The sequence below is a fragment of the Streptomyces sp. NPDC022552 genome (assembly GCF_055561875.1).
The window spans coordinates 120,643-143,751 of the sequence record NZ_JBVHGJ010000011.1; the positions used below are offsets into that span (position 1 = coordinate 120,643).

21 protein-coding genes and 2 tRNA genes are annotated in these 23,109 nt (G+C 72.0%); 7 read left to right on the forward strand and 16 right to left on the reverse strand.

Going from position 1 to position 23,109, the window contains the following annotated elements; genetic code table 11:
• Positions 1-117 precede the first annotated feature (117 nt).
• Positions 118-1,185 (reverse strand): LLM class flavin-dependent oxidoreductase, encoded by a 1,068-nt coding sequence (locus tag ACZ3OF_RS26185; RefSeq protein WP_467307127.1) that lies wholly within the window; start codon positions 1,183-1,185, stop codon positions 118-120.
• Positions 1,186-1,314: 129 nt separating this feature from the next.
• On the opposite strand from ACZ3OF_RS26185, the gene ehuB reads away from it, so the two are divergent.
• From ehuB to ACZ3OF_RS26215, 6 genes are all read left to right on the forward strand, one after another.
• The gene (gene ehuB / locus ACZ3OF_RS26190) at positions 1,315-2,190 is read left to right on the forward strand and encodes an ectoine/hydroxyectoine ABC transporter substrate-binding protein EhuB (protein WP_361673566.1); all 876 of its coding nucleotides are present in this window, start codon (positions 1,315-1,317) and stop codon (positions 2,188-2,190) included.
• Entirely contained in the window at positions 2,187-2,846 is a 660-nt protein-coding gene (gene ehuC / locus ACZ3OF_RS26195) for an ectoine/hydroxyectoine ABC transporter permease subunit EhuC (protein ID WP_361673568.1), read from the forward strand. Before ehuB ends, ehuC begins: the two co-directional genes overlap by 4 nt.
• The gene (ehuD, locus tag ACZ3OF_RS26200; RefSeq protein WP_361673570.1) at positions 2,843-3,493 is read left to right on the forward strand and encodes an ectoine/hydroxyectoine ABC transporter permease subunit EhuD; all 651 of its coding nucleotides are present in this window, start codon (positions 2,843-2,845) and stop codon (positions 3,491-3,493) included. The genes ehuC and ehuD overlap by 4 nt, the downstream gene beginning before the upstream one ends.
• Complete coding sequence (gene ehuA, locus ACZ3OF_RS26205; RefSeq protein ID WP_361673573.1) at positions 3,483-4,226, forward strand: ectoine/hydroxyectoine ABC transporter ATP-binding protein EhuA; 744 nt, start codon at positions 3,483-3,485, stop codon at positions 4,224-4,226. Before ehuD ends, ehuA begins: the two co-directional genes overlap by 11 nt.
• Before the next feature lie 167 nt (positions 4,227-4,393).
• Complete coding sequence (locus ACZ3OF_RS26210) at positions 4,394-5,152, forward strand: IclR family transcriptional regulator (RefSeq protein WP_260229692.1); 759 nt, start codon at positions 4,394-4,396, stop codon at positions 5,150-5,152.
• Positions 5,153-5,255: 103 nt separating this feature from the next.
• Positions 5,256-5,329, forward strand: a tRNA-Lys gene (locus ACZ3OF_RS26215).
• Between the two features lie 69 nt (positions 5,330-5,398).
• Here ACZ3OF_RS26215 and ACZ3OF_RS26220 read toward each other — a convergent pair.
• The 6 genes from ACZ3OF_RS26220 to ACZ3OF_RS26245 all read right to left on the reverse strand — a co-directional run bounded on the left by ACZ3OF_RS26220 (position 5,399) and on the right by ACZ3OF_RS26245 (position 13,873).
• The gene (locus ACZ3OF_RS26220; protein WP_361673576.1) at positions 5,399-6,061 is read right to left on the reverse strand and encodes a response regulator transcription factor; all 663 of its coding nucleotides are present in this window, start codon (positions 6,059-6,061) and stop codon (positions 5,399-5,401) included.
• Positions 5,992-7,293 (reverse strand): sensor histidine kinase, encoded by a 1,302-nt coding sequence (locus ACZ3OF_RS26225; protein WP_361673579.1) that lies wholly within the window; start codon positions 7,291-7,293, stop codon positions 5,992-5,994. Before ACZ3OF_RS26225 ends, ACZ3OF_RS26220 begins: the two co-directional genes overlap by 70 nt.
• 97 nt (positions 7,294-7,390) lie before the next feature.
• On the reverse strand, positions 7,391-9,064 hold the full coding sequence (locus ACZ3OF_RS26230) for an AMP-binding protein (protein WP_467307135.1): 1,674 nt from the start codon (positions 9,062-9,064) through the stop codon (positions 7,391-7,393).
• A 25-nt stretch (positions 9,065-9,089) separates the two neighbouring features.
• On the reverse strand, positions 9,090-9,680 hold the full coding sequence (locus ACZ3OF_RS26235) for a lytic polysaccharide monooxygenase auxiliary activity family 9 protein (RefSeq protein ID WP_361673583.1): 591 nt from the start codon (positions 9,678-9,680) through the stop codon (positions 9,090-9,092).
• A gap of 182 nt (positions 9,681-9,862) precedes the next feature.
• The gene (locus ACZ3OF_RS26240; protein ID WP_467307138.1) at positions 9,863-11,590 is read right to left on the reverse strand and encodes an SPFH domain-containing protein; all 1,728 of its coding nucleotides are present in this window, start codon (positions 11,588-11,590) and stop codon (positions 9,863-9,865) included.
• A gap of 891 nt (positions 11,591-12,481) precedes the next feature.
• Positions 12,482-13,873 carry a peptidoglycan-binding protein gene (locus ACZ3OF_RS26245; RefSeq protein ID WP_361673590.1) on the reverse strand — a complete coding sequence of 464 codons (1,392 nt, stop codon included), beginning with the start codon at positions 13,871-13,873 and terminating at the stop codon, positions 12,482-12,484.
• 183 nt (positions 13,874-14,056) lie between these two features.
• Between ACZ3OF_RS26245 and ACZ3OF_RS26250 the strand changes: the two genes are divergently transcribed.
• Positions 14,057-14,130 (forward strand) — tRNA-Lys (locus ACZ3OF_RS26250).
• Positions 14,131-14,528: 398 nt separating this feature from the next.
• Here the strand turns inward: ACZ3OF_RS26250 and ACZ3OF_RS26255 are convergent.
• From ACZ3OF_RS26255 to ACZ3OF_RS26295, 9 genes are all read right to left on the reverse strand, one after another.
• Positions 14,529-15,170, reverse strand: coding sequence for a class F sortase (locus ACZ3OF_RS26255; RefSeq protein WP_361673592.1), 642 nt, complete (start codon positions 15,168-15,170; stop codon positions 14,529-14,531).
• 37 nt (positions 15,171-15,207) lie between these two features.
• Positions 15,208-15,840 carry a hypothetical protein gene (locus tag ACZ3OF_RS26260; protein WP_361673595.1) on the reverse strand — a complete coding sequence of 211 codons (633 nt, stop codon included), beginning with the start codon at positions 15,838-15,840 and terminating at the stop codon, positions 15,208-15,210.
• A gap of 92 nt (positions 15,841-15,932) precedes the next feature.
• Positions 15,933-16,712: an HAD-IIA family hydrolase gene (locus ACZ3OF_RS26265; RefSeq protein ID WP_361439595.1), complete on the reverse strand. Its 780-nt coding sequence runs from the start codon at positions 16,710-16,712 to the stop codon at positions 15,933-15,935.
• Between the two features lie 136 nt (positions 16,713-16,848).
• Positions 16,849-18,414 (reverse strand): alkaline phosphatase family protein, encoded by a 1,566-nt coding sequence (locus ACZ3OF_RS26270; protein ID WP_467307141.1) that lies wholly within the window; start codon positions 18,412-18,414, stop codon positions 16,849-16,851.
• A 147-nt stretch (positions 18,415-18,561) separates the two neighbouring features.
• Positions 18,562-19,629: a 2-aminoethylphosphonate ABC transporter substrate-binding protein gene (locus ACZ3OF_RS26275; protein ID WP_361673600.1), complete on the reverse strand. Its 1,068-nt coding sequence runs from the start codon at positions 19,627-19,629 to the stop codon at positions 18,562-18,564.
• A 23-nt stretch (positions 19,630-19,652) separates the two neighbouring features.
• Positions 19,653-20,450: an ABC transporter permease gene (locus ACZ3OF_RS26280; RefSeq protein WP_467307144.1), complete on the reverse strand. Its 798-nt coding sequence runs from the start codon at positions 20,448-20,450 to the stop codon at positions 19,653-19,655.
• Positions 20,437-21,255 carry a 2-aminoethylphosphonate ABC transporter permease subunit gene (locus tag ACZ3OF_RS26285; protein WP_467307146.1) on the reverse strand — a complete coding sequence of 273 codons (819 nt, stop codon included), beginning with the start codon at positions 21,253-21,255 and terminating at the stop codon, positions 20,437-20,439. The genes ACZ3OF_RS26280 and ACZ3OF_RS26285 overlap by 14 nt, the downstream gene beginning before the upstream one ends.
• 73 nt (positions 21,256-21,328) lie before the next feature.
• On the reverse strand, positions 21,329-22,420 hold the full coding sequence (locus ACZ3OF_RS26290; RefSeq protein ID WP_467307148.1) for an ABC transporter ATP-binding protein: 1,092 nt from the start codon (positions 22,418-22,420) through the stop codon (positions 21,329-21,331).
• Positions 22,417-23,109, reverse strand: a complete 693-nt coding sequence (locus tag ACZ3OF_RS26295) for a phosphonatase-like hydrolase (protein ID WP_361673608.1) — start codon at positions 23,107-23,109, stop codon at positions 22,417-22,419. The genes ACZ3OF_RS26290 and ACZ3OF_RS26295 overlap by 4 nt, the downstream gene beginning before the upstream one ends.

The window sequence follows — 23,109 nt, forward strand, 5'->3', positions numbered from 1 at the left end:
TGTCAGAGCGGTGCAGCACAAAACCGAACCGCCCGCCACCACGGGTGACGAGCGGTTTAAGGTTCACTTAGGGGTGCCGGAGCCTGGTGTTCCGGACTGAACCAACCCCCGACTTTCTCAGCCGAGTTCGGGCAGGCGGTAGGCGTCCGCGATCAACTCGTAGCTGCGCAGCCGGACATCGCCGCCGTGCGCGTTGGCCGTGATCATCAGCTCGTCGGCGCCGGTGCGCTTGCGCAGATCGTCCAGACCTGTCCGGACCTCGTCCGCCGTCCCGTGGACGATGTTCGCGAGCCAGCTCTCGACGAAGTCCCGCTCCGTCGGACTGAAGGGGTACGCCTCCGCCTCCTCGGGCGTCGGGATCAGGCCGGGCCGGCCCATGCGCAGCCGCAGCATCGACAGCGCGCCGGTCATGACCTGACGGCGGGCCTCCTTCGGGTCGTCGGCGGCGAGCGCGGCCACACCGATGAGCGCGTAGGGCGCGTCGAGGACCTCCGAGGGCCGGAAGGAGTCCCGGTAGAGGTCGAGCGCGGGGATCGTGTTCTGGGCGGAGAAGTGGTGGGCGAAGGCGAAGGGCAGGCCGAGCATCCCGGCGAGGCGGGCACTGAAGCCGGAGGAGCCGAGCAGCCAGATCGGCGGGCGCCCGGAAGGCCCCTGGACCGGGCCGGGCACGGCATGGATCCGGGCGTACGGGTGCCCGTCCGGGAAGTCGTCGTCCAGGAACCGGGTCAGCTCGGCGAGCTGCTGCGGGAAGTCGTCCGCGCCCTCGTTCAGGGTCTGCGTCCGGCGCAGGGCCGCGGCCGTGGCACCGTCCGTGCCGGGGGCGCGGCCGAGGCCGAGGTCGACGCGGCCGGGGGCGAAGGCCTCCAGCGTGCCGAACTGCTCGGCGATCACCAGCGGGGCGTGGTTGGGCAGCATCACACCGCCCGAGCCGAGCCGGATGCGGCGGGTGTGGGCGGCGAGATGGGCCAGGATCACGGCGGGCGAGGACGAGGCGACGCCGGGCATGGAGTGGTGCTCGGCCACCCAGTGGCGGTGGTAGCCGCGCCGCTCGGCGAGCTTGCTGATCTCGACGCTGGTGGCCAGCGCCTGGCTCGCGGTCCGCCCGCTGCCGACGGTCACCAGGTCCAGTACGGACAGCGGTACGGGCGAGTCCCCGTGTGCCGTGCCCCGAATCGCGTCGCTCACCGTTGACGACCCTTCTGCCCATAGACGTACGTACGGGAAGTGAGAACAGGAGGCGGTCTCCGGTTATTCCGCGGGCCTTCTGCCGGATCAGGAGGAATGAGCCGTTCGGCTTCGGGTAGCCGCGCGCCCATGCCTCGAACTACGAACCAGATACGGCGGCGGTCGGTGCTGTGGGGGACCGCCGCCGCCGCCGGTGCGGCGGCGGTCGGCGCGTCCGGCTGCGCCCGTGTCGCCTCGGGCGACACGCTCGGCCGGCTCAGATCCCAGGGCACCGTCCGCCTCGGCATCGCGGGCGAGGTGCCGTACGGATACGTCGACGAGCAGGGCGCCTTCACCGGCGAGGCCCCCGAGCTCGCCCGGGTGATCTTCGGGCGGCTCGGCGTGCGTGACGTCCAGCCCGTGGCCACCGACTTCGCCTCTCTGATACCCGGGCTCGGCTCCCAGCAGTTCGACGCCGTCTCGGCCGGGATGTACATCAACAAGGACCGCTGCGCGCAGGTCCTCTTCGCCGATCCCGAGTACCAGATGCTCGACTCCTTCGTCGTCCCCAGGGGCAACCCGAAGAACCTCCGCTCGTACGACGACGTGGTGCGCTCCAAGGCGCGCTTCGCGACCGGCGGCGGATGGGCCCAGATCGCGCACGCGGTGGCCGCCGGGTACCCGGAGAAGGACATCGTGATCCTCCAGGACCAGGTCGCCGGCCTGAACGCGGTCGAGTCCGGCCGTGTCGACGTCTTCGCCGGCACCGCCCTGACCGCCCGCCTGGTGGTCCGCAAGTCCGCCAAGGCCGAGGCCATCGAGCCCTTCGCCGCCGTCGTCGACGGGAAGCGGAAGGTCGACGGCGGCGGCTTCGCCTTCCGCCCCACCGACACCGCCCTGCGGGACGCCTTCAACACCGAGCTGCACCGTATGAAGAAGAGCGGCGAACTCTTCCGGATCCTGCGGCGCTTCGGCTTCACCGAGGCCGAGATGACCACCTTGACCGCCGAGGAGCTGTGCCGATGACCGCGGGACTCTGGCAGAACTGGGTCCTGCCCGGCATCTGGATCACCCTCCAGCTCCTGGTCGCCTCCGCCGCGCTCGCCGCGCTGGTCGCGTTCGCCGTCGGGACCGCCCGCACCCACCGCTCCCCCGTGGTCCGCTTCCTGGCCGGTCTGTACACCGAGGTCTTCCGTGGCACGTCCGCGCTGATCCTCATGTTCTGGCTGTTCTTCGTGCTGCCGCCGCTGGCCGGCTGGCAGCTCGTGCCGATGTGGGCGGCGATTCTCGCGCTCGGCCTGTCCTACGGGGCGTACGGCGCCGAGATCGTGCGGGGCGCCCTGAACGCCGTACCGAAGGCGCAGCGCGAGGCGGGGGTCGCGCTCAGCCTCACGCCCTGGCAGCGGCTGCGGCTCGTCCTCCTCCCCCAGGCCGTGCCCGAGATGATCCCGTCCTTCTGCAATCTCCTCGTCGAGCTGCTCAAGGGCACCGCCCTGGTGTCGCTGCTCGGCGTCGGTGACGTGTCGTTCGCCGCCTATCTGGTGCGGCTCGCGACCCAGGAGAGTGGCGGGATCTACACCGTGACCCTGGTCGTGTACTTCGTGATCGCGCTGGTGATCACCCGCTCGATGAAGGCGCTGGAACGGCGCGCCAAGGCGAACCTGGGGGTGGTGGCCAAGTGAACTGGGACTGGTCCGCGGTGGCGGACTTCCTTCCGCGCTTCTGGGACGGCGTGCTCCTCACCCTCCAGGTGCTGGCGCTCGGCTCGCTGATCTCGTTCACGCTCGGCCTGGTCTGGGCGCTGGGCTTCCGGGCCCCCAGCCGGCTCGTGCGCTGGCCGGTGCACGCCGTCACCGAGTTCATCCGCACGACTCCCCTGCTCGTGCAGCTCTTCTTCCTCTTCTTCGTGCTGCCGGAGTGGGGCTTGAAGCTCTCCGCCCTGGCCACCGGCACGCTCGCGATCGGGCTGCACTACTCGACGTACACCGCGCAGGTCTACCGGGCCGGCATCGACGCCGTGCCGGTCGGGCAGTGGGAGGCGGCGAAGGCGCTCAGCCTGCCGCGCCACCGGACCTGGCTGACGGTGATCCTGCCGCAGGCCCTGCGCCGGATCACCCCCGCGCTCGGCAACTACGTCATCGCGATGCTGAAGGACACCCCGATCCTGGCCGGAATCGGTGTGCTGGAACTGCTCCAGCAGTCGCGGCTCGAGTCCGCGGCCACCTTCCAGTACACCGAGCCGCTCACGGTGGTCGGCGTGGCCTTTGTCCTGATCGCGTATCCCGCTTCTCTTCTCCTCCGCACTCTGGAGCGCCGCCTTGCCCACTGACCAGCTCATCCGATTCGAGAACGTCACCAAGCGCTTCGGGGACCAGACCGTCCTCGACGATCTCAGCTTCTCGGTCCGTCCGGGCAAGCACGTCACCCTGATCGGACCCTCCGGTTCCGGCAAGACGACGATCCTGCGGCTCCTGATGACCTTGGAGAAGCCCGACGCGGGGACCATCCGGGTCAACGGCGGAAAGCTGTACCCGGCGGACGAGAAGCACCGGCGCGAGGTGCGGCGGAAGATCGGGATGGTCTTCCAGCACTTCAACCTCTTCCCCCACATGTCTGTCCTGCGCAACATCACCGAGGCGCCGGTCCGGACGCTGGGGAAGAGCCGGGAGGAGGCCGAGGCGCGCGGGCGCGAGCTGCTCGACATGGTCGGCCTCGCCGACAAGTGCGAGGCCAGGCCCGCACAGTTGTCCGGTGGGCAGCAGCAGCGGGTCGCGATCGCGCGGGCGCTCGCCATGGAGCCGAAGGTGCTCCTGCTCGACGAGGTGACCTCCGCGCTCGACCCGGAGCTCGTCGCGGGCGTCCTGGACCTGCTCCGGGAGATCGCGGCGACGACGGACATCACCATGATCTGTGTGACGCACGAGATGAACTTCGCCCGTGACATCTCGGACGAGGTCCTGATGTTCGACGCGGGACAGGTGATCGAGTCCGGTTCTCCGGAAAAAATCTTCTCGGATCCCGAGCACGCGCGTACTCGCGAGTTTCTCGGCGCGGTGCTCTGACCTCAGACTCTCTTAAGGTGCTGTGACCTTGGCATATGCCAGGGTGGTGCGCCCCAGCGTATGAGGCTGGGGCGCCGCATCAATCTCGCCAACAGCCGCCCCGAAAAGGGAGCTTGACGGCTATCGTGGTACGGAAGCTTGCGGTCACAACCTGGTAGGGGGAAACCGTGGCGCTGAAGCCCGAGCCCACTGCGCCGTTCCACTCGGTGCAATACGCCCTGCGCGTCCTTGAGACGGTCTCACGGCACGGTGGCGGGGTGACGGACGTCCAGATCGCTCGTGAGACCGGTCTGCCCGTCGCCCATCTGTCGTCCCTGCTGCTGATGCTCCGCCGCGAGGGGTACGTCGAGCAGGTCGCCGACGGCGCCTATGTGATCGGCGATTCCCTGGTCCTGCTGGGCTCCGGGCTGACCCGGCGCGAGGCCCTGGAGGGCAAGCTCCAGGAGACGCTGACCGAGCTGCGCGACTCCGTCGGGGCGGCGGTCTACATCAGCCGGTACATCGACGGCGAGGTGAAGATCACCCAGTTCGCCGCGGGCCCCCGCACGCCCGCGGTCAACGAGTGGGTGGACTTCCGCTCCGCGGCCCACGCGAGCGCGGTCGGCAAGTGCCTGCTGACCCAGCTGGACCAGAACGGCCGCCGGGACCATCTCTCGCGCCACAAGATCGCCCGGCTGACCTCCCGGACGATCACCAACGAGAAGGTGCTCTTCTCCAAGCTGGACAGCCAGCCGCCGACCGTCCCGGTCCTCGACCTCCAGGAGTACGCGGTGGGCACGGTCTGCGCGGCGGTGCCGCTGACGGCCGGCGCGGCCGTGGGCTGCCTGGCACTCTCGCTGCCGATCGAGCACGCGCACCGGCTGCGCTCGGCGGCCGACACGCTGAACCGCAGGGCGGCTCCGGTGGTGCTGTCGCTGGCGATCTGACGGAGATCGGAGCCGATCAGGGCCGATCGGGGCTGTGATCCAGTCCTCAGGGGTGGCGGTCGGACCACCCCCGGGGACCATGTAGTATTTTCTCTGTCAGCAGGCGCCGCTAGCTCAGTTGGTTAGAGCAGCTGACTCTTAATCAGCGGGTCCGGGGTTCGAGTCCCTGGCGGCGCACAGACGGAAGAAGCCCCTCGCGGAAGCGGGGGGCTTCTTCGTGCGCCGCCGTCGTCTGCCGCCTTCGTGTCACGCCCGGAGGTAGGTGAGCACGGCCAGAACCCGACGGTGGGTCTCCTCCGCGGGCGGCAGGTCCAGCTTCCCCAGGATGTTCCCGATGTGCTTGCCGACGGCCGCCTCGGTGACGACCAGCCGGCGCGCGATCTCCCCGTTCGAATGCCCCTCGGCGACGAGCCCCAGGACCTCCCGCTCCCGCGGGGTCAGCGCCTCCAGCGGATCGCGGCGGCGGCGCAGCAGCTGCCGGACGACCTCGGGGTCCACGACCGTGCCGCCGTCGGCGACCCGGATGAGGGCGTCCAGGAACTCCTCGACCTGGCCGACCCGGTCCTTGAGGAGATAGCCGACGCCGGTGCCGTCGCCCGCGTCCAGGAGATCGGCGGCGTAGGTCCGCTGCACGTACTGGCTGAGGACGAGGACGGGCAGCCGCGGGCGCTCCGCCCGCAGCGCCACGGCGGCGCGCAGTCCCTCGTCCTGGAAGCCGGGCGGCATCCGCACGTCGGTGACGACGATGTCCGGATCGTGCTCGGCGACCGCCGCGCGCAGTGCGTCCGCGTCGCCGACGGCCGCCACCACCTCGTGCCCGAACCGGGCGAGGAGACCGATCAGGCCCTCGCGGAGGAGGACGCTGTCCTCGGCGAGGACGACGCGGAGAGCTCGGACAGCGGTCGGCACGGGATCTCCACTCCTAGAACGGTCGGCCCGCCCGGCGGGCTCATGATCGTCAGTGTGCCATCGAGGACGGCGAGCCGGTCGGCGAGTCCGGTGAGCCCGGAGCCGCGGACCGGGTCGGCCCCGCCGCGCCCGTCGTCCTCGACGACGAGACGGAGCCGCCGATCCCGGTGGCGGGCGGTGACACGGGCCTGGGTGGCGCCGCTGTGCTTGCCGATGTTGGCCAGGGCCTCGCAGACGGCGAAGTACCCGGCGCTCTCGACGGCGGTGGGCAGCCGGGGCAGGTCGATGTCGGTGTCGACGGGGACGGCGGAGCGGTCGGCGGCGTCGGCGAGGGCCGCGCCGAGGCCGTAGTCCGCGAGCACCTGCGGGTGGATGCCGTGGATGAGTTCGCGCAGCTCGGTCAGGACCCGGCCGGCCTCCGCGTGGGCCTCGGTGAGCCGGTCGGCGAGCGGGCCGGGCGGGGCGTCGAGCCGGGCGAGCCCGAGGGTCATGGTGAGGGCGACCAGGCGCTGTTGGGCGCCGTCGTGGAGATCGCGCTCGATCCGTCGCCGCTCGGCCTCGAAGGCGTCGACGAGCCGGGCCCTGGAGGCGGTGACCTCGCCGATCCGCTCGCGCAGTTCGGCCTCGCGGGGTGCGAGCAGGGCGCGGCTGAGCGCGGCCCGGGCGCCGGCGAGCGCGGCCAGCGGGTAGAGCAGGGCGACGAGAAGGACGGCCCCGAGGAGGGCGGCGGCGAACGCCTGCGGATAGGAGGTGACCAGGTACGCCTTGACGACCTTGGCCTCCTCGCCGTCGACGGCGAGCTGGAGAGGGGTGCTGATCAGGGCGGCGGGCAGTCCGAGGGCGACGGCGAGGACGATCAGGTCGAGCGGCCAGAGGACGGTGGCGTGCAGGACGGCGTACGCGAGCTCCCGCCAGGTGGCCTGCTCCCGGACGCGGACCCTGAGCCAGGCGGCCAGGCCGGGCGCGTCCGGGACGCGGTGCGGGTCGGCGGCGGGGTCGAGGTCGACGAGCCGGAGCCGGCGGCGTTCGATGCCGCCGAGGGCGACGCCGGTGAGGAGGAGCAGCGGGAGCCCGACGAGCACGAGCGAGAAGACGACGAGCAGCAGCAGGACGAGCAGCGCGGGCACGCCGGTGAGCACCCCGGTCGCCAGATACCCGGCGGACCGCCAGGGCCAGACGGTCCGCGGATACCGGGCCCGGGTGAGGGCCTGCCAGGGGGTTGGGGGCGACATGGGGTTCACCGTAGGCGGCGGTCGCGGGGCGGGGCCATCGGTCTGGTGGGTGTACGGAGGTAGGCCTGGCCCTACCCCGGCGGTGCGGGGCCTGGGACTACCCGGGGCCCGCGCCAGGGCCTCGGGGTGAGCGGTCGTGCGCGGCGTACGCGGCCCGGAGGCCGGCGAGGGTGTCCGGGGTCAGGGGCTCGTACGGGCTCCCCGCCGCCGGGCGCCACCAGACCGGGTCCTCGCAGAGGAAGGACTCCCGGCGCAGGGCCACGCGGTGGATCTTGTTCGTGGCGGTCAGCGGAAGCCTCGGGACGACCCGTACGAACCGCGGGGGCATCTTGGTGCCCAGGTCCGGCTGGGCGGCGAGGAACTCCTCGAAGGCGGCCGGGTCGAAGGCGGTGTCCTCGCGCAGGGCGATCGCCGTCATCACCTGGTCCCCGGCGACCGGGTCGGGTATCGCGTACACCGCGACGCCCGCCGCGCGCTCCCAGCGGGAGAGGATCTGCTCGATCACCGCCGCCGCGAGGTTCTCGCTGTCGACGCGCAGCCGGTCGTCGTCCCTCCCCGCGAACCAGAGGAAGCCGTCGGCGTCCCGGTAGAAGAGGTCACCGGTCCAGTACCAGCCTCCGCGCAGCCGGGCGGCCTCGGCCTCGGGGTTGCGCCAGTAGCCCTCGAAGGGGTTCCGGCCGCGGTTGACGAGTTCGCCGATCGCCGCGGAGGCGTTGAGGAGCCGGCCGTCGGGCGAGAGGACGGCGGGCGCGCACTCCTTGCCGGTCGCCGGGTCCACCACGGCCAGGTCGTCCCCCGGCGCGGCCCGCCCGATGGCGCCGGTCGGGGTGTCCGGGGTCCGCTGGATCGCCGCGCCGCCCTCCGAGGAGCCGTAGCCCTCCACGAGCCGGGCGCCGAACCGCGCCTCGAAGCGGGCCGCGTCCACGGCCCCCGCCTCCGTGCCGAAGCCGAGCCGCAGCCGGTGCGCGCGGTCGTCCGGGCGCGGTGGAGTGGCCAGCAGGTACTGGACCGCCCTGCCGACGTAGGTGAAGTAGGTCGCGCCGAACTCCTGGACGTCCGACAGGAAGCGGGAGGCCGAGAACCGGTCGCGCAGCGCCACGCCCGCCCCGGCGGCGAGGGCCGGTGCCCAGTCCGCGATGACGGCGTTGCCGTGGAACATCGGCATGCAGATGTAGTGGACGTCCTCGGGCCGTACGCCGAAGTGGTCGACGAGCGAGCGGCCCGCCGCGGCGAGCCGGCCCTGACTGCAGATCGCCGCCTTGGGGGCGCCCGTCGAGCCGGAGGTGAAGTAGAGGAGCATCCGGCTGTCGGGGCGTACCGGACGGGCCCTGGCCTCCCCCGGCTTCGCGCCCTCGAAGGGGCCGAGCAGGTCCTTGTAGGCGTCGGTGTCGGTCACGAGGACGCGTATGCCCGGCAGGGGGAGCCCGTCGAGCAGGGGAAGGTACGCGCGCTGGGTGACAAGGACACGGCAGTCGGTGTGGACGATGTCACGGGCCAGCTCGGCGCCGCGCCGGGTGGGGTTGATGCCCGCGACGGCGGCCCCGGCGAGGGCCGCCGCGCTCAGCCAGAGCGGGAATTCCGGCGTGTTGTCGAGCAGTACCCCGAGGTGCGGCTCGGCACCCCGGGGCAGCAGATCGACGAGAAGCGCCGCCCGTGCGGCGGCTCCGGCGGCGACCTGGTGATGGGTGAGGACCGTGTCCTCCGTCCTCAGCCCGACCCTGTGGTCGCCCCATTGCCGACGCACGAGCTCCGCCACGGTGGGTTCGGTCATGCACCGGACGGTAACTGACGCTACGTCAGAACTGAACATCCGAGCACGCGTAGAACGCGTTCCCGGTGTCCGCGATCGTCCAGACCGCCAGGATGAGATGCCGTCCGGACTTGCCCGCCGGGATGGCCCCGGAGTGCGAGAGCGTGGCCGGGGGCTGCGCGTTGTTGTAGGGGACGGTAAGAAACGGCTGGGGATCGAGCGAGGCCCTGGTGAGCTTCTGGCTGCCGTTCCAGCCGTTCTTGGTGATGTAGTACTTGAAGTCGGTGGTGCTGTGGCGGGCGGTGAACTGCCAGCGGAAGGTGTGGCTCTGGCCCGCGGTGAGCCGCGTGGTGGGCCAGGCGCCGCCCCGGGGGTCGTCGAGCTGGGAGAACCGGGAGTTCCCGCCGGCACAGATCGTGCCGTCGGCGGGTCCGGCGCCCGGGAAGCCCTTGAGGCCCTCGACCGACTGCGGCTCCCACTGGATGTCGCCGCAGTTGGTCACGGTGCCGTTGGCGCAGAGCTTCTGACGACTGATCGGGGAGTCGGTGTACCCGTGGCTGCTGGCGCTGCTCGTGGCGAAGAGGGAGGCGCCGGCGACGCCGAGCGCCACCGCCGCCACGCCTATCTTTTTGCGCATGCTGTCGCTCCTGATGAACGTGGGGGAGTTCGATGAGCCGTGCTGCACGCGTGCGGGTGGTTCTTGTCGTGCGGGTGGTGCTGTGCGCGCGGTTGGTGAGCTGTTGCGCTTGTGCGGTAGTGCCTATTCCGGTCTAGACCAAGTACCAAGGTATTGACGGAAGTTGAGCATGTCCATACCAGTCACGCGCCTTCCGCGGGCCCGGTGCGGCCGGTGTAGAACGCCACTGTCAGGTCCTTGACCAGCGCCTTGCGCTCGTAGTCGTCCAGCTCGACGAGACCACGCGTGGTCAGCCGGTGGACCACGTCGTCCACGGCATCGATGACGGAGGTCAGCACACTGTCGCGGTGCTTGGCGTCGATCGCGGCGATCCGGCGGCGCTGCATCGCCGCCGCGATCTCGGGGGCGTACTCGATACGGGTCGGCTGCGCCGAGAACACGTCGATCCCCACCGGGGCGCACTCCGCCGAGATCATCCGGGTCAGGGCCTCGCCGACGGCCTCCGCGTCGCGCAGGGTCGGGGCGTCCTCGTGGAAGGCGTCGGCCGGGAGCTGGGACAGGACCCGGGCCATCGCCGCCTCGACCTGCTCGCGCAGGTACTCCTCGTGGCCGTCGACGCCGAGGGCGGCGCGGACGGTGTCGCGGATGCGCCAGACGACGAGGACGACGACGTTGAGCGCGGTGCCCTTGGCGTCGACCGCGGAGAGCGGCTCGCTGCGCCAGTGACGGAGGCGGATGTCCACGCGGCGGCGCAGGAGGAGGGGGCTGACCCAGACGAGGCCGGTACGGCGGACGGTGCCGCGGTAGTCGCCGAAGAGCGTGAGGACCCAGGCGTAGCCGACACGGCCGCGGCCGAGACCGCCGAGGGAGAAGAGGACGGCCAGCACCCCGAGGGCGAGCAGGGCCCACTGGCCGAGGTGGATGCCGTTGTACGGACGCGGGGGCAGCCGGAGCATCTGTGTGAGCTGGTCCGGCACTGCCCCGACCCACCACAGGATCGCGGCGCACCCGGTGAGCGAGAGCGCCCCGGCGACGACCCCGATCCACCCGGGGAGCACGGCCCCGGCCCGCTCGACGAGCTTGGGGTCGGCGGTGGGGGCGGGGCGGGAGGGCTCGGGTCGGGTGGGGGCGGGGATGACGGCCTTGGGGGCGGGGGCGGGGGCGACGGGAGCGACGGTGGCGGGCATGGCGACGGTGGCCGGCCCGCCGTCGTCGTCGGCGTCGGGCTCCTCGCGGAAGAGCAGGTGTACGGGGATGGATCCGGTGGTCTCGGCCCCGATCACGTTCTTCCGCCGCCCCCCGGGCCGCACGGCCACGCGGGTCTCGGCGACGACGGGCACGGCGAGAACCCCGACGTCGCCACGGACGATCCGCCGGGGATCGATCGGCGCCTGACCGGGACGGGCCGCGGACGCCTCCTCGGAGGCGGGTGCGCCGGGGGCGCCGGGTTCGGTGCGGGCGGGGGTGCCGGGGGCGGGGGTGCCGGGCGGGCGGAAGCCGGTCGCCGGAGCGCCGGGCGTGCGGGCTCCGTTCGCCGGAGTGCCCGAGGCGCCCGACGGACCGGCCGTACCGCCGGGGGAAGCCTTCCCAGCCGGGGCACCGGGGACGGCCCCCGCTCCCTCCGTACGGCTCCCTGTCGCGGAAGCACCCGAGGCGCCGGACGGATGAGGCGCCGCGCCGGAAGCACCCGCCACCGACAGGCGGTCGGCGGCGGGACCGGTCGCGCCGCCCGCCGCGCCCGGCGCCACCGGGCGGTCGGCAGAAGCCGTGGCACGGGAGGCGCCTGACGTCGGCGTGCCGCTCGTCGCAGCACCCGGGGCGCTCGACGGACCGGTCGCACCGGCGGAGGAGGCCTTGGTCCCGACACTGGCCGGGGTACCGGGGCCGACCGCAGCCCCCGGCGCGTCCATGTGGGAATCACCGGCAGCCGGCGTACGGGGCCCGGCGTCCGGGTCCGACGGAACGGCCGCGCCGCCCGCCGTATGCGGCGCCGCCGGTCGCCCGGTGGAAGCACTCGCGCCGGGGGCGGAGCCCTCCACGCCGTTCGGGGCGCCGGAAGCAGTCGTCGTACGCGGCGTGCCGTCCGATCCCCCGGGCGCACCCGGCGACGGCGGGCCGGCCGACGCACCCTCAGAAGCCTTCGCGGCAAGGGCGCCTGGGGCGCTCGACGGACCACCGGAAGCAACCGGCGCCGTGCCGAGGCCATCCCGCACGGCGTCCGGGCGGGGCTCCGAAGTGTCCGCGCTCGGGGCGGCAACCGCCCCAGGCGTGACCGAGCCGGGCTCGCCGGTCCCGGCCGTCGGTGCCGAACCACCCACAGGCGCAGTTCCAGGCGTGACCGGTCCTCCGGCGGCCGGCGCCGAACCGTCCAGAGGCGCTGCCCCCGGCGTGACCGGTCCTCCAGCGACCGGCCCCCCGGCGACCGGCACCGGTGCCGTCGCCGCACCGGCCGACGGTGCCGCACCCTGGGCGACCTGGGCTCCGGTGTCCGTCCCCGGTGCCGTCGCCGGACCGGCCGAAGCAGCCGTGCCCGTCGGGGCCGACCCCCCGACGCCGGGCGCCGGACCGGACGTGGCGGCCGCGCCCTGCGGGGCCGGGCCGCTCGTGCCGGCGGGCTCGGTGGCCGTGCCCGACGCCGCGCCGGCCTCGCCCGTCGCCTCCGGCGGGCGGGCCGACGGTCTCGGGCCGCGCGGCTCCGCCGTCAGGCGGCGTGCCGTGCGGGCCGCGTCACGGCTGGCCGCCGCGCCCGAGTCGGGATGTGGCGTCGATGCGGTCATGGAGTCCACCTCATGCTCTCGGGGTCATCGGAACAAGCGCCGCCAGGTCTCCGGGCCCGGATAGCCGTCGGCCGCGCCGCCGCGCCATCCCTGTGCCCGCTGGAACGCCTCGACATTGCGACGGTCCGCCTCGCTCCAGCGCGGACCGGGACCCGACAGGTAGTGCTTGCCGTAGCCCCGCTTCACCAGCTGTTTGCCCAGCTTCTCCACATATGCGTTGGATTGGCCCGGACGGAAGTAGCCACGCCCGGGGAACCCCGCCACATTCGCGCTCGAACCCCCCGAACCACTCGAACCGCCGATGCTCCGGCCCTTGCCCGTCACCAGCAGGCGCCAGGTGTGCGGCCCGGGCATACCGTCCGCCTCCTTGCCCTTCCAGCCCTGCGCCCGCTGGAACGCCGCCGTCGCCCGGCGGTCCGCCTCGCCCCAGCGCGGGCCCGGGCCCTGGCGGTAGTACGTCTTGGCGCCGCGCTCCAGGAGCAGCCGCCCGAGCCGGGTGACATGCGCGTTGTTCGCGCCGGGTCCGAACATCGCCGTACCCGGATACGCCGTCGCCGTCGCCGTCGAACCACCGGCGCCACCGGCAGCACCGGAGCCGGAGCCGGCGCTGACGCCGCTGATCACGCCCTTGTAGCGGTAGGCGACATAGCGGTCGGAGTTCTTCCAGTACGCCAGCGGTGTCGCCTGCCGCCTCGTGCGCGGCTTGGTCTGCTCGTACGCGATGTACGACGTGTGTGTGTAGTCCGTCCAGCCTCCGAAGACCGTGACGTGCGAGCCCTTCGTCGGATTGGCCGGGTTGTGGAAGAGCAGGATGTCGCCGGCCTGGAGCTCGCTGCGGTCGATCCGCACCCCGAAGCGGTCCAGGCTGCCGGTCCACTCGTTGGCGCGCAGGTTCCACACCATCGAGACGTAGCCCGAGCAGTCCTGGCGGTAGCCGTCGGACCAGTACCGCTCCATCGAGTACGGGACCTGGGCGTTCACCCATCGCTTGGCACGGTTGACGATCTGGGCGCGGGTGGTCTTCCGCAGGGACTGGGTGGTGATCTGACTGCTCGTCGGGGTCGCGTCGGGCGACGGCTGCGGGCCCGGCCCGGGCGGCGCTCCGTGCAGTGGCCCCGCGCTGCCCTGCGGCGTGTCGGGCCCCGGCGCGGCGGCGCCCCCCGACTCCTCCGCCACGCCCGCCGGAGTGAGGGGCATGGTGGAGTCGGGGTGCTGGGCGAGCGCGCTCGCTCCCCCGCCGCCGAGGACCACCCCCGCCGCGGTCACCAGAACCAGCGCGCGGCGCGCTCCGTGCGCCGCCGGGTGACCGCCTGCCCGGACGGGCAGGCCAAGGGCGAGATCGCGCCGCTGCTGGGCACAGCCCGCGCAGCCGCAGTCGGCCGCGGGCTCGAATTCTTCGAAGACCGGCACGCTCATGCGATTCCCCTCCACACTCGTCAAGATCTCTTGGCGCTGGTGCACGGGCGCCAGTGTCTCAACTGTCCGGACATATCGCATTTTGACGGATCGAAGGCCTGATACGACCATCCGACAGGCCGGAAGGACCGGCATTGGTCAGGAGCACCCTCGGACGTCGGGTAGAGTTATGCAGGTCAGCAGGCGCCGCTAGCTCAGTTGGTTAGAGCAGCTGACTCTTAATCAGCGGGTCCGGGGTTCGAGTCCCTGGCGGCGCACGCAGAGTCAAGGCCCCCTCACCGATGGTGAGGGGGCCTTGATCGTTCCCGGGTGCTCCCCCACCCCCAACCATCCGCCGCAGGTGCCGGGTTGGACCGTGCGCACGCCTCCCCGGACCGTACGGAACCGGTCGATCTCCACCTGTCCCCGAGGTTTTCCGGACCCCGGCCGGGTGCCCGTTCTAGAGTTGCGGAACCCGAACCTCCCGCGGCGGCGCCGGGCTTCTCCCGCAGCCCGTGCGCCCGCGGTCGAGGACCGGCCCGGCCGCCGGGCGCGTGGTCCGCCAGACGGACCCGACGATTCAGTTGCCCGTCGGCCGGGCCCGGGCCGAGCCCTCCCCCGACGGCGGCCACGCCCGGACGATCACGCCCGAACCGTCATGCTCCAGCCAACCCCGTCACGCCCCGGCCGCCCCCGTCGCCCCCGTGAGGTACGCGGACACGACCACGTTCGCCGTGTACGTACCGGACTCGCGGTCGAAGGTCCCGCCGCACGTGATCAGGCGCAGTTCCGCCCGGTCCGCCTCGCGCTGCCCGTACACCTTCCGCGCGTCGAAGCGCTCCCGGGGGAAGACCTGCACGTCGTCCACCGTGAACACGGCGACCGAGCCGTCCGTACGGGTCACCTTGACCGTGGCACCCGGGCGCGCCGAGCTCAGGCCGTAGAAGACGGCGGGCGTGGTCTGCGTGTCGACATGGCCGACGAAGAGCGCCGCGCCCTCCGCGCCGGGCCGGGTGCCGGTGCGGAACCAGCCGACCGAGTGGGGCATCTCGTACGGCGGCGGGTCCACCGCTCCCGTACCGTCCAGGCCGCGCCCGACGACCGGCGCCGCGATCCCGAGCGACGGGATCTCGACCCGTCGCGGCTCGGCGGGCTTCAGGGGCCGGTGTGCCGGGGGCAGGGCCGCACCGGCCGGGCGGCCGACCGCGGCTATGTCGCCGGCGGTGGGGGCGGAGGTGCCACCCGGCCCCTCGGTGATCTCGCGGCCCCAGAGCCAGAGTCCGAGCAACAGGACCGCCCAGGCCACTCCGGTCAGCATCCTCCCGTTGCCGGACCCGGCGGACCCGGCGGACACCTCAGTCGCCCGCCCTGCGGCGCCGCGCGCTGCGGACGGCGACGGCCACCGAGGCGATCCCGGCCAGCACGAGGCCGACCAGGGTGTACGGGGTGCCGAGACCGTTCGCGCTGGTGGTCTGGGCGACACCCGGGGCCACGGGGGGTACGGCCGGGCCCGCCACGGCCGCGCCGCCGCCACCGGCCCGGACCGGGGCGTACGGGCTCGGGTGGTGCGTGGGCTCGTGGGTCGGCTCGTACGTGGGCTCGTGGGTGGGACGGTGGGTGGGCTGCGGCTTGTGCTTCTCGACGTGGACCACGCCGACGTCACGGTGCTCACGGCCGTCGCAGGTCACGCTGACCTTGTAGGCGCCGCTCGCCAGTCCCGACCTGATCGTGGTGTCGCCGTGGAGGGCGTGGGCGCTTCCGTCACGGCCCGTGAGATCGGCGTCCGCCACGAAGGCCTTGGACGCGGCGGCGCCGGTGGTGCCCTTGCAGCCCTGGACGCGGACCTCGACATCGGCGCCGGGCTTGGCGGTGGACGGGGTGACGGTGGCCTTGACGCCGTCCCCGGCGAAGGCGGTACCGGCCGCGGGCGCCAGCACCAGGATGGCGGCCGCCCCTGCGGCACGGAGAGCAATGGGACCTGAACGCATCGTGACCTCCTGATACAGGCAGGGTCACCCGGTTCGGCCGCGCTCGCATCCGCAGGGGCCCGGTCGGGCGTCCGACCAGCGGCTTCTCAGCCCTACACCCGGTCCACGAGGTCGGCGATCGACTTGACGATCTTGGAGGGGCGGAAGGGGTAGCGGTCCACCTCCGCCTGCGACGTCAGACCGGTGAGGACCAGGAAGGTCTGCATCCCCGCTTCCAGACCCGCCAGGATGTCGGTGTCCATCCGGTCGCCGATCATGGCGCTGGTCTCGGAGTGGGCCCCGATGGCGTTCAGGCCGGTGCGCATCATCAGCGGGTTCGGCTTGCCCGCGAAGTACGGGTCCTTGCCCGTGGCCTTGGTGATCAGCGCGGCGACGGAGCCGGTGGCCGGCAGCGGGCCCTGGAGGGAGGGGCCGGTCTCGTCGGGGTTGGTGCAGATGAAGCGGGCGCCGGCGTTGATGAGCCGGACGGCCTTGGTCATGGCCTCGAAGGAGTACGTCCGGGTCTCGCCGAGGACCACGTAGTCCGGGTCGTGGTCGGTGAGGACGTAGCCGATGTCGTGCAGCGCGGTGGTCAGGCCGGCCTCGCCGATGACGTAGGCGGTGCCCCCGGGGCGCTGGTCGTCGAGGAACTTGGCGGTGGCGAGCGCCGAGGTCCAGATGTTCTCCACCGGCACCTCCAGGCCCATGCGGGCGAGGCGGGCGTGCAGGTCGCGGGCGGTGTAGATCGAGTTGTTCGTGAGGACCAGGAAGGGCTTCCCGGTCTCCCGCAGCTTCTTGATGAACGCATCGGCGCCGGGGATCGGGACACCCTCGTGGATGAGGACTCCGTCCATGTCGGTGAGCCAGGATTCGATCGGCTTGCGCTCTGCCATGTGCGGGGACTCCTGCCGTACAGAAATCGTGCGGTGTGCTGGGGGCGCCGCGACAGCGCTGTGGCGACGCCCCCAGCCTAGGCCCTGCCCGCCCGCGCCGGCCGGGCCCAGCCGGCGCGGGTGGGGAGGGGCTGAATCAAGAGGTCGTGACCTTGACCCCGTCGATCACCCAGTACCAGTTGTTGGACCCGGTGTAGCGGAACCGGAAGCTCACACTGGACGCTCCGGAGGGGACGGTCACGGTGAGCGACTGCGGCTGGGAGATCACGTCGGCGGTGTAGCTCTTGACGACGGTCGGCGTGCCGCCGTTGAAGACCGCCTGGACCTGGGCGGTCTGGCTGCCTTCCTGGCGGTAGAAGGTGGTGAAGTCCAGGGTCGCCCGCGTCCTGCCGGAGACGTTGTACGCGGGAGTGACCAGCGTCGAGTCGTACGTACCGGAGAAGGTCTTGTCGGACCACTCGTCGGAGTCGGCGACGGCGAAGACGCCACGGGAGCGGATGTTGAGCTCGCGGGACTGGTCGCGCTGGGTCCGGGACCAGAACTCGTCGGTGGCGAAGGCCCAGCCGCGCCACTCCGTCATGCCGCCGGTGCCCATGGCGTTGCTGATGACCGACCAGCCGCTCGGCGCGGTGTGGGTGAAGCCGAGGACTCCGGCCGGGATGCCGGTCTCGTCGACACGGCCCGAGAGGGACGGGTGCAGTGCGTCGAAGGGGTCGGTGGAGCGCTGCTGGATCGGCTTGCCGTCCAGGCCCCAGGCGGGGTCGGGGGCGATGCCGAGCTGGTGGAAGACGGTCGCGGCGACGTCGACGAGCCGGGTGTCGACGGGGCGGGCGCCCGCGGCGATGCCGGGGCCCTGGGCGAGGACGAACGTACGCCGCTCCTCGATGGCGGAGCCGCCGTGGCCGCCGCCGTCGGTGTGGCCGTGGTCGGTGGTGACGATGACCGTCCAGCGCTCGGTGGCGTAGGAGGGGCGGGCCTTGATCGCGGCGAGGAGGCGGCCGAGGTAGCCGTCCTGGACGTCGATGGCGTCCAGGTACTTCTGGCTGGCGGCGCCGTAGGAGTGGCCCATCTCGTCGGTCTCGCCGAAGTAGACGAAGAGGACGTCCGGGTTCTGGTTCCGGAGGATGTCCTCGGTGGCGTCCGTGATGATCTTGTCGTTGACGGCGTAGTCGTTGTTGTGGACCAGCTTGGCGTCGGCGCCGGGGGTGACCGTGCCGTGCGTGTCGAGCTCGGGCCAGTCGACGGCCGCGAAGAGCGAGAGGCCGGGGCGGACCTGGTTCAGCCGGGCAAGGAAGCCGGGGTACTTGGCGTAGTTCTTGCCGGCGAAGGTGTTGTCCCTCACCCCGTGCTTGTCGGGCCACACACCGGTCGAGACGGTCGACCAGCCAGGGCCGGAGGAGGTGGCGGCCATCGGGTTGGCGTAGAGCAGCGACAGGCCGTACGTGCCGTTCGCCATCAGGGACTTGAGGGTCGGGGCCTTGGCCGCGTCGATCCGGTCGTGGCGCAGGCCGTCCATGCCGACGACGAGCACCTTGTCCTTGCTGGTGCCGTTCGGGAGCGTGGGCGCGGCGGTGGCGGCGTGGGCGGCGGGCGCGGTGGCCGCGCCTGCGGCGGCAAGAGCCGCGGTCGCGCCGGCGGCGGCGAGCACGGTGCGGCGGGGGACGCCGGTGGACAGGGCCGTGGACATGCCGGTGATCGGCATCTGGATCCTCCGTAGAAGGGGGCGAGGAGGGTGCGAGGACACGCCAACGCCCCCGATTCCTCGGGGGCGTTGGTCCGTACCCGTTATCCTTCCGCTACATGCGAAGGGATTCCAGGGGCCGTGCGGTGAACTCTTGGAAGCCCGCGGTTAGCTTCCGGTGGCCGTCTTCCAGGCGTCGACGTACGTGGTCAGGTTCTTGTCGATGTCGGCCCAGTCCGGCTCGAAGATCTCGACGCCTTCGATCAGCTTGGCCAGCTCGATCGCGTTGGCGTCGGTCGCCTTGATGTCCTTACGGGCCGGGAAGCCTCCGCCGATCGAGCTGACCTCGCGCTGGGCCTGCTCGCCGAGCATGAAGTCGAGCAGCTTCTTGCCGTTCTCGGTGTGCGGGGCCTTGGCCACCAGACCTGCGGCGTACGGCAGGGCGAAGGTGGTCGGCTCGGCGCCGTCCTTGGCCGGGAACCAGATGCCGAGGTTCGGCATGGACTTCGACTGGGCGAAGTTCATCTGGACGTCGCCGTTGGCGACGAGGATCTCGCCCTTGTCGACCTTCGGGGCGAGCTTGGAGGTGGAGGAGGACGGGCCGACGTTGTTGGCCTGGAGCTTCTTCAGGTACTCCATCGCCGGCTCCTGGCCGCCGAAGTCGTTCATCGCCTTGATGACGACGGCCGTGCCGTCACCCGCGACGCCGGGGGTCGAGTACTGGAGCTTGTTCTCGTACGTCGCGTCGAGGAGCTCCTCCCAGGTCCTGGGGGCCTCCTTCAGCTGCTGCTTGTTGTAGACGAAGCCGAAGTAGTTGTTGACGACGGAGGTCCACTTGCCGTCGTCGGCCTTGTCGGCGCCGCTGACCTGCTCGGAGCCCTTCGGGGTGTACGCCTGGAGCAGCCCCTTGGAGTCGGCCTGCTGGATGAAGGGCGGCAGGGTCACGATGACATCGGCCTGCGTGTTGTTCTTCTCGCGGACGGCGCGCTGCACCATCTCGCCGGAACCGCCCTCGACGTACTTGACCTTGATGCCGGTCTCCTTCTCGAAGTCGGCGAAGACCTTGTCGTACCAGCCGTCGCCCTTCTCGCCCTTGAGGCCGTCCGCGCTGTAGACGGTGACGACCTTCTCGTCGGAGGCGGTGGAGGAACCGCCGCAGGCGGTGAGGCCGGCGGCGAGGGCGAGGCAGCCGGTGAGGGCGGCGATCGGCTTGATGATCGTGGACGAGGTACGCATAACGTCGTTCTCTCCTGGGTGACTCAGCGGTAGGACGCCTTGGTACGGATACGGGAGACGGCGAGCAGGACGAGCAGGGTCGTGACCATGAGGACCACGGCGAGCGCCGAGCCGGTGAAGAGGGAGCCGCGGTCGGTGGCGGTGAAGATCAGCACCGGCAGCGGCAGCCAGTCCGGCGGGTAGAGCATCATGGTGGCGCTCAACTCGCCCATGGACAGGGCGAAGCAGAGCCCGGCGGCCGCGTTGAGCGACGGCAGCAGGAGCGGCAGTTTCACCCGGAGCAGGACGTACGCGGGGCGGGCGCCGAGGCCGGCCGCCGCCTGCTCGTACATCGGGTCGAGACGGAGGATGGCCGCCGAGACCGACTGATGGGCGAACGCCGTGACAAGAACGGTGTGCGCGAGGATCACGATCCAGCGCGTGCCGTTCAGAAGCACGGGCGGCTGGGAGAAGGCGACCAGGACGGCCAGGCCGACGACGACCGAGGGCACGGCGACCGGCAGCATGAACAGCGCGTCGAGGAAGCGACGGCCGTTCTTCCGCAGGGAGTCGGCGGCGAGCGCCGCCCAGGTGCCGAGGGTCAGCGCGAGCAGGCTGGCGGTGACGGCGGTGACCAGGCTGGTGGTCAGCGCCTGGAGCGACTCGCCGCGCACGGCGGCCGTGTAGTGCTCCGCGGTCGGCCCGGAGGGAAAGGCCCCGGACCAGTTCGTGGAGAACGACGCGGCGACGATCACCAGGAGCGGGAGCGCGAAGAGCGGGACGAAGAGGACCGCGAAGAGGGTCCAGGCCGTCCACTTTCCGGTACGGCTATGCACCAGCACGACGACTCACCACCCGGTAGAGGCCGTAGAGGCCCACGGAGATCGCGACGTTGACGACGGCGACGACACAGGCGGCGGCGTAGTCCGATTCGAGGATGGCCTTGCCGTAGACGAGCATCGGGAGGGTCGTGACGCCCTTGGCGCCGGTGAAGAGGACGATCCCGAACTCGTTCAGGCACATGACCAGGACGAGACTTCCGCCGGCGGCGAGCGTGGGCAGCGCCTCGGGCAGGATCACCTGCCGGACGATCCGCAGCGGCTTCGCCCCGAGGGAGGAGGCGACCTCCAGCTGAGCGGTCTCCATCTGCGAGAACGCGGCGAGGAGCGGGCGCATCACGAAGGGCGTGAAGTACGTGATCTCGGCGAGGAGGACACCCCACGGCGTGGTCAGGAACTGGAAGGGCCCCGACTCGGCGCCCGTGACGTCCGTCCACAGCCCGTTGGCCACGCCGACCGTGCCGTACAGGAAGAGCAGCGCGAGGGTGATGAGGAAGGAGGGGAAGGAGAGGAAGACGTCGATGAACTTCGACACCGCCTTCCCCCCGGGGAACGGCACGAACGCGATGACGAGCGCGAGCACGAACCCGAGGACGAGGCACCCGACGGTGGCCCCGACGGCCAGCCACACGGTGGTGACGAGCGCGTCCCGGAAGGCCTGCGACCCGAAGACATCGGCGTAGGCACCGGGGGCGAGGGACTCCTGGACGACGAGAGCCAGGGGATACAGGAACACGAGCGCGAGCACGGCGACGGGAGGCAGGGCCCAGACCCAGGCGGGTACTTTCCGGGAAGCCATTGTGGGCATGCGTTCCGCCGGGGCGGAAGGAGTGGGCACGACACCGCGGTCCCGCTCGGCGGTCATGACCGGCGCGCCGGGGCTACCCATCGGACACCCCGGCCCCCAGCAGCACCCCGTCCTCGGGCGCGAAGTGCAGCGTGACCTCGTCCCCGAGCGCCGGCGTCTCCCGGAGTTCCCGCACGTCCGCCTTGAGGCGGTGCCCCTCCACATCCACGTACAGCCGGTGCGTCGACCCCCGCCACTGCACCTCGGCGATCCGCCCCCGCAGCGCGTTCGGGCCCTCGCCCAGGCCGACGAGGTGCGGCCGTACGCAGAGCGTGGCGCCCACGCCCGGGGCGACACCGTCCGTGGCGACCTTCAGCTCGGTGCCGCCGAACACCACCCCGCCCGCACCCACCGTCACCGGCAGCAGGTTCGCGTTGCCGACGAACGACGCCGTGAACTCCGTACGCGGACGGCGGTACAGGTCCTGCGGCGTGCCGCAGTCCTGGAGCCGGGCCTTGTCCATGACGGCGATCCGGTCGGCGAGGGTCAGCGCCTCGACCTGGTCGTGAGTGACGTACAGGATCGACACGTCGGGCAACTCCCGGTGCAGTCGCGCCAGTTCCGCGAGCATCCCGGAGCGCAGCTGCGCGTCGAGCGCGGACAGCGGCTCGTCGAGGAGCAGGACGTTCGGCCGGATGGCGAGCGCCCGCGCGATCGCGACACGCTGCTGCTGTCCGCCGGACAGCTCGCGCGGGTAGCGCTTGGCGTAGGCCGCCATCCCGGTCATCTCCAGGGCCTCGGCGACCCGCCCCGGTACCTCGGCCTTCGGCTCCTTCTGCGCCTTCAGGCCGAAGGCCACGTTGTCCTCGACCCGCATGTGCGGGAAGAGGGCGTACTGCTGGACGACCATCCCGATCCCCCGCCTGTGCGGCGGGAGGGCCGTGACGTCACGGTCGCCGATGAACACCCGGCCGGAGGCCGGCTGCACGAACCCGGCGACGGCACGCAGCGCGGTGGTCTTGCCGGAGCCGGAGGGCCCGAGGAGGGCCATGACCTCGCCGGGCTCGACGGTCAGGTCGAGGGAGTCGAGGACGGTGTTGCCGCCGTAGGCGACGGAGACGGAGTCGAAGCGGATCCCGCTACGGGTGTGCCCCCCACCGGCCGCCGCGGTGGCGCGCGCCGTCACCGGTCCGCCTCCGCCCGTGCTATCGCCGCCGGCAGATCCGCGACCGACGCGAGGACGTGCGTGGCGCCGTGCCCCTTGAGCGCGGCCTCGTCGTGCGCCCCCGTCAGCACGCCCGCCACGATCCCGGCGCCCGAGCGGACCCCGCTGAGCATGTCGTACGAGGTGTCGCCCGCGACCGCGATCTGCCGGACGTCGTCGACGACACCCGTGCGGAGGAAGGCGCCCAGGACCATGTCCGGGTACGGGCGCCCCCGGCCGCCCGCGTCCGCCGGGCAGAGGGTCAGCTCGACCAGGTCCCGCCAGCCGAGCGCGTCGAGGATGGAGTCCTGGGTGACGCGTGCGAAGCCTGTGGTCAGGACGACCGTCCTGCCCTCCGCCCTCAGCCGGTCGATGGCCTCGGCCGCGCCGGGGACCGGGGCGATCAGGCCGCCGGCGACCAGCTCGCCGTACGCCTCCTCGAAGGCGACGTTGGCCTGCTGGGCGCGGGTCTCGTCGCCGCCGAAGAGGTGGCGGAAGACGGAGATCTTGGATTCGCCCATGGTGGCGCGGACGTAGTCGATCATCGTGGCCGGGTCCTCGCCGAGGCGCTCGGCGGCGGCGCCGAACGCCCGCTCGACGAGGCCGCCGTCGGCGACGGTGGTACCGGCCATGTCCAGTACGACGAGGTTGTGCTTGTGGTTCTCGGTCAT

Excerpts from the sequence above, each read along its gene's own strand:
- ACZ3OF_RS26245 (WP_361673590.1), bottom strand. The coding sequence starts at position 13,873 with ATGAGCGTGCCGGTCTTCGAAGAATTCGAGCCCGCGGCCGACTGCGGC.
- ACZ3OF_RS26265 (WP_361439595.1), bottom strand. The coding sequence starts at position 16,712 with ATGGCAGAGCGCAAGCCGATCGAATCCTGGCTCACCGACATGGACGGA.
- ACZ3OF_RS26260 (WP_361673595.1), bottom strand. The coding sequence starts at position 15,840 with ATGCGTTCAGGTCCCATTGCTCTCCGTGCCGCAGGGGCGGCCGCCATC.
- ACZ3OF_RS26285 (WP_467307146.1), bottom strand. The coding sequence starts at position 21,255 with ATGCCCACAATGGCTTCCCGGAAAGTACCCGCCTGGGTCTGGGCCCTG.
- ACZ3OF_RS26295 (WP_361673608.1), bottom strand. The coding sequence starts at position 23,109 with ATGACCGAGAACCACAAGCACAACCTCGTCGTACTGGACATGGCCGGT.
- ehuC (WP_361673568.1), top strand. The coding sequence starts at position 2,187 with ATGACCGCGGGACTCTGGCAGAACTGGGTCCTGCCCGGCATCTGGATC.
- ACZ3OF_RS26270 (WP_467307141.1), bottom strand. The coding sequence starts at position 18,414 with ATGCCGATCACCGGCATGTCCACGGCCCTGTCCACCGGCGTCCCCCGC.
- ACZ3OF_RS26230 (WP_467307135.1), bottom strand. The coding sequence starts at position 9,064 with ATGACCGAACCCACCGTGGCGGAGCTCGTGCGTCGGCAATGGGGCGAC.
- ACZ3OF_RS26275 (WP_361673600.1), bottom strand. The coding sequence starts at position 19,629 with ATGCGTACCTCGTCCACGATCATCAAGCCGATCGCCGCCCTCACCGGC.
- ACZ3OF_RS26255 (WP_361673592.1), bottom strand. The coding sequence starts at position 15,170 with ATGCTGACCGGAGTGGCCTGGGCGGTCCTGTTGCTCGGACTCTGGCTC.
- ACZ3OF_RS26225 (WP_361673579.1), bottom strand. The coding sequence starts at position 7,293 with ATGTCGCCCCCAACCCCCTGGCAGGCCCTCACCCGGGCCCGGTATCCG.
- ACZ3OF_RS26240 (WP_467307138.1), bottom strand. The coding sequence starts at position 11,590 with ATGGACGCGCCGGGGGCTGCGGTCGGCCCCGGTACCCCGGCCAGTGTC.
- ACZ3OF_RS26235 (WP_361673583.1), bottom strand. The coding sequence starts at position 9,680 with ATGCGCAAAAAGATAGGCGTGGCGGCGGTGGCGCTCGGCGTCGCCGGC.
- ehuB (WP_361673566.1), top strand. The coding sequence starts at position 1,315 with ATGCCTCGAACTACGAACCAGATACGGCGGCGGTCGGTGCTGTGGGGG.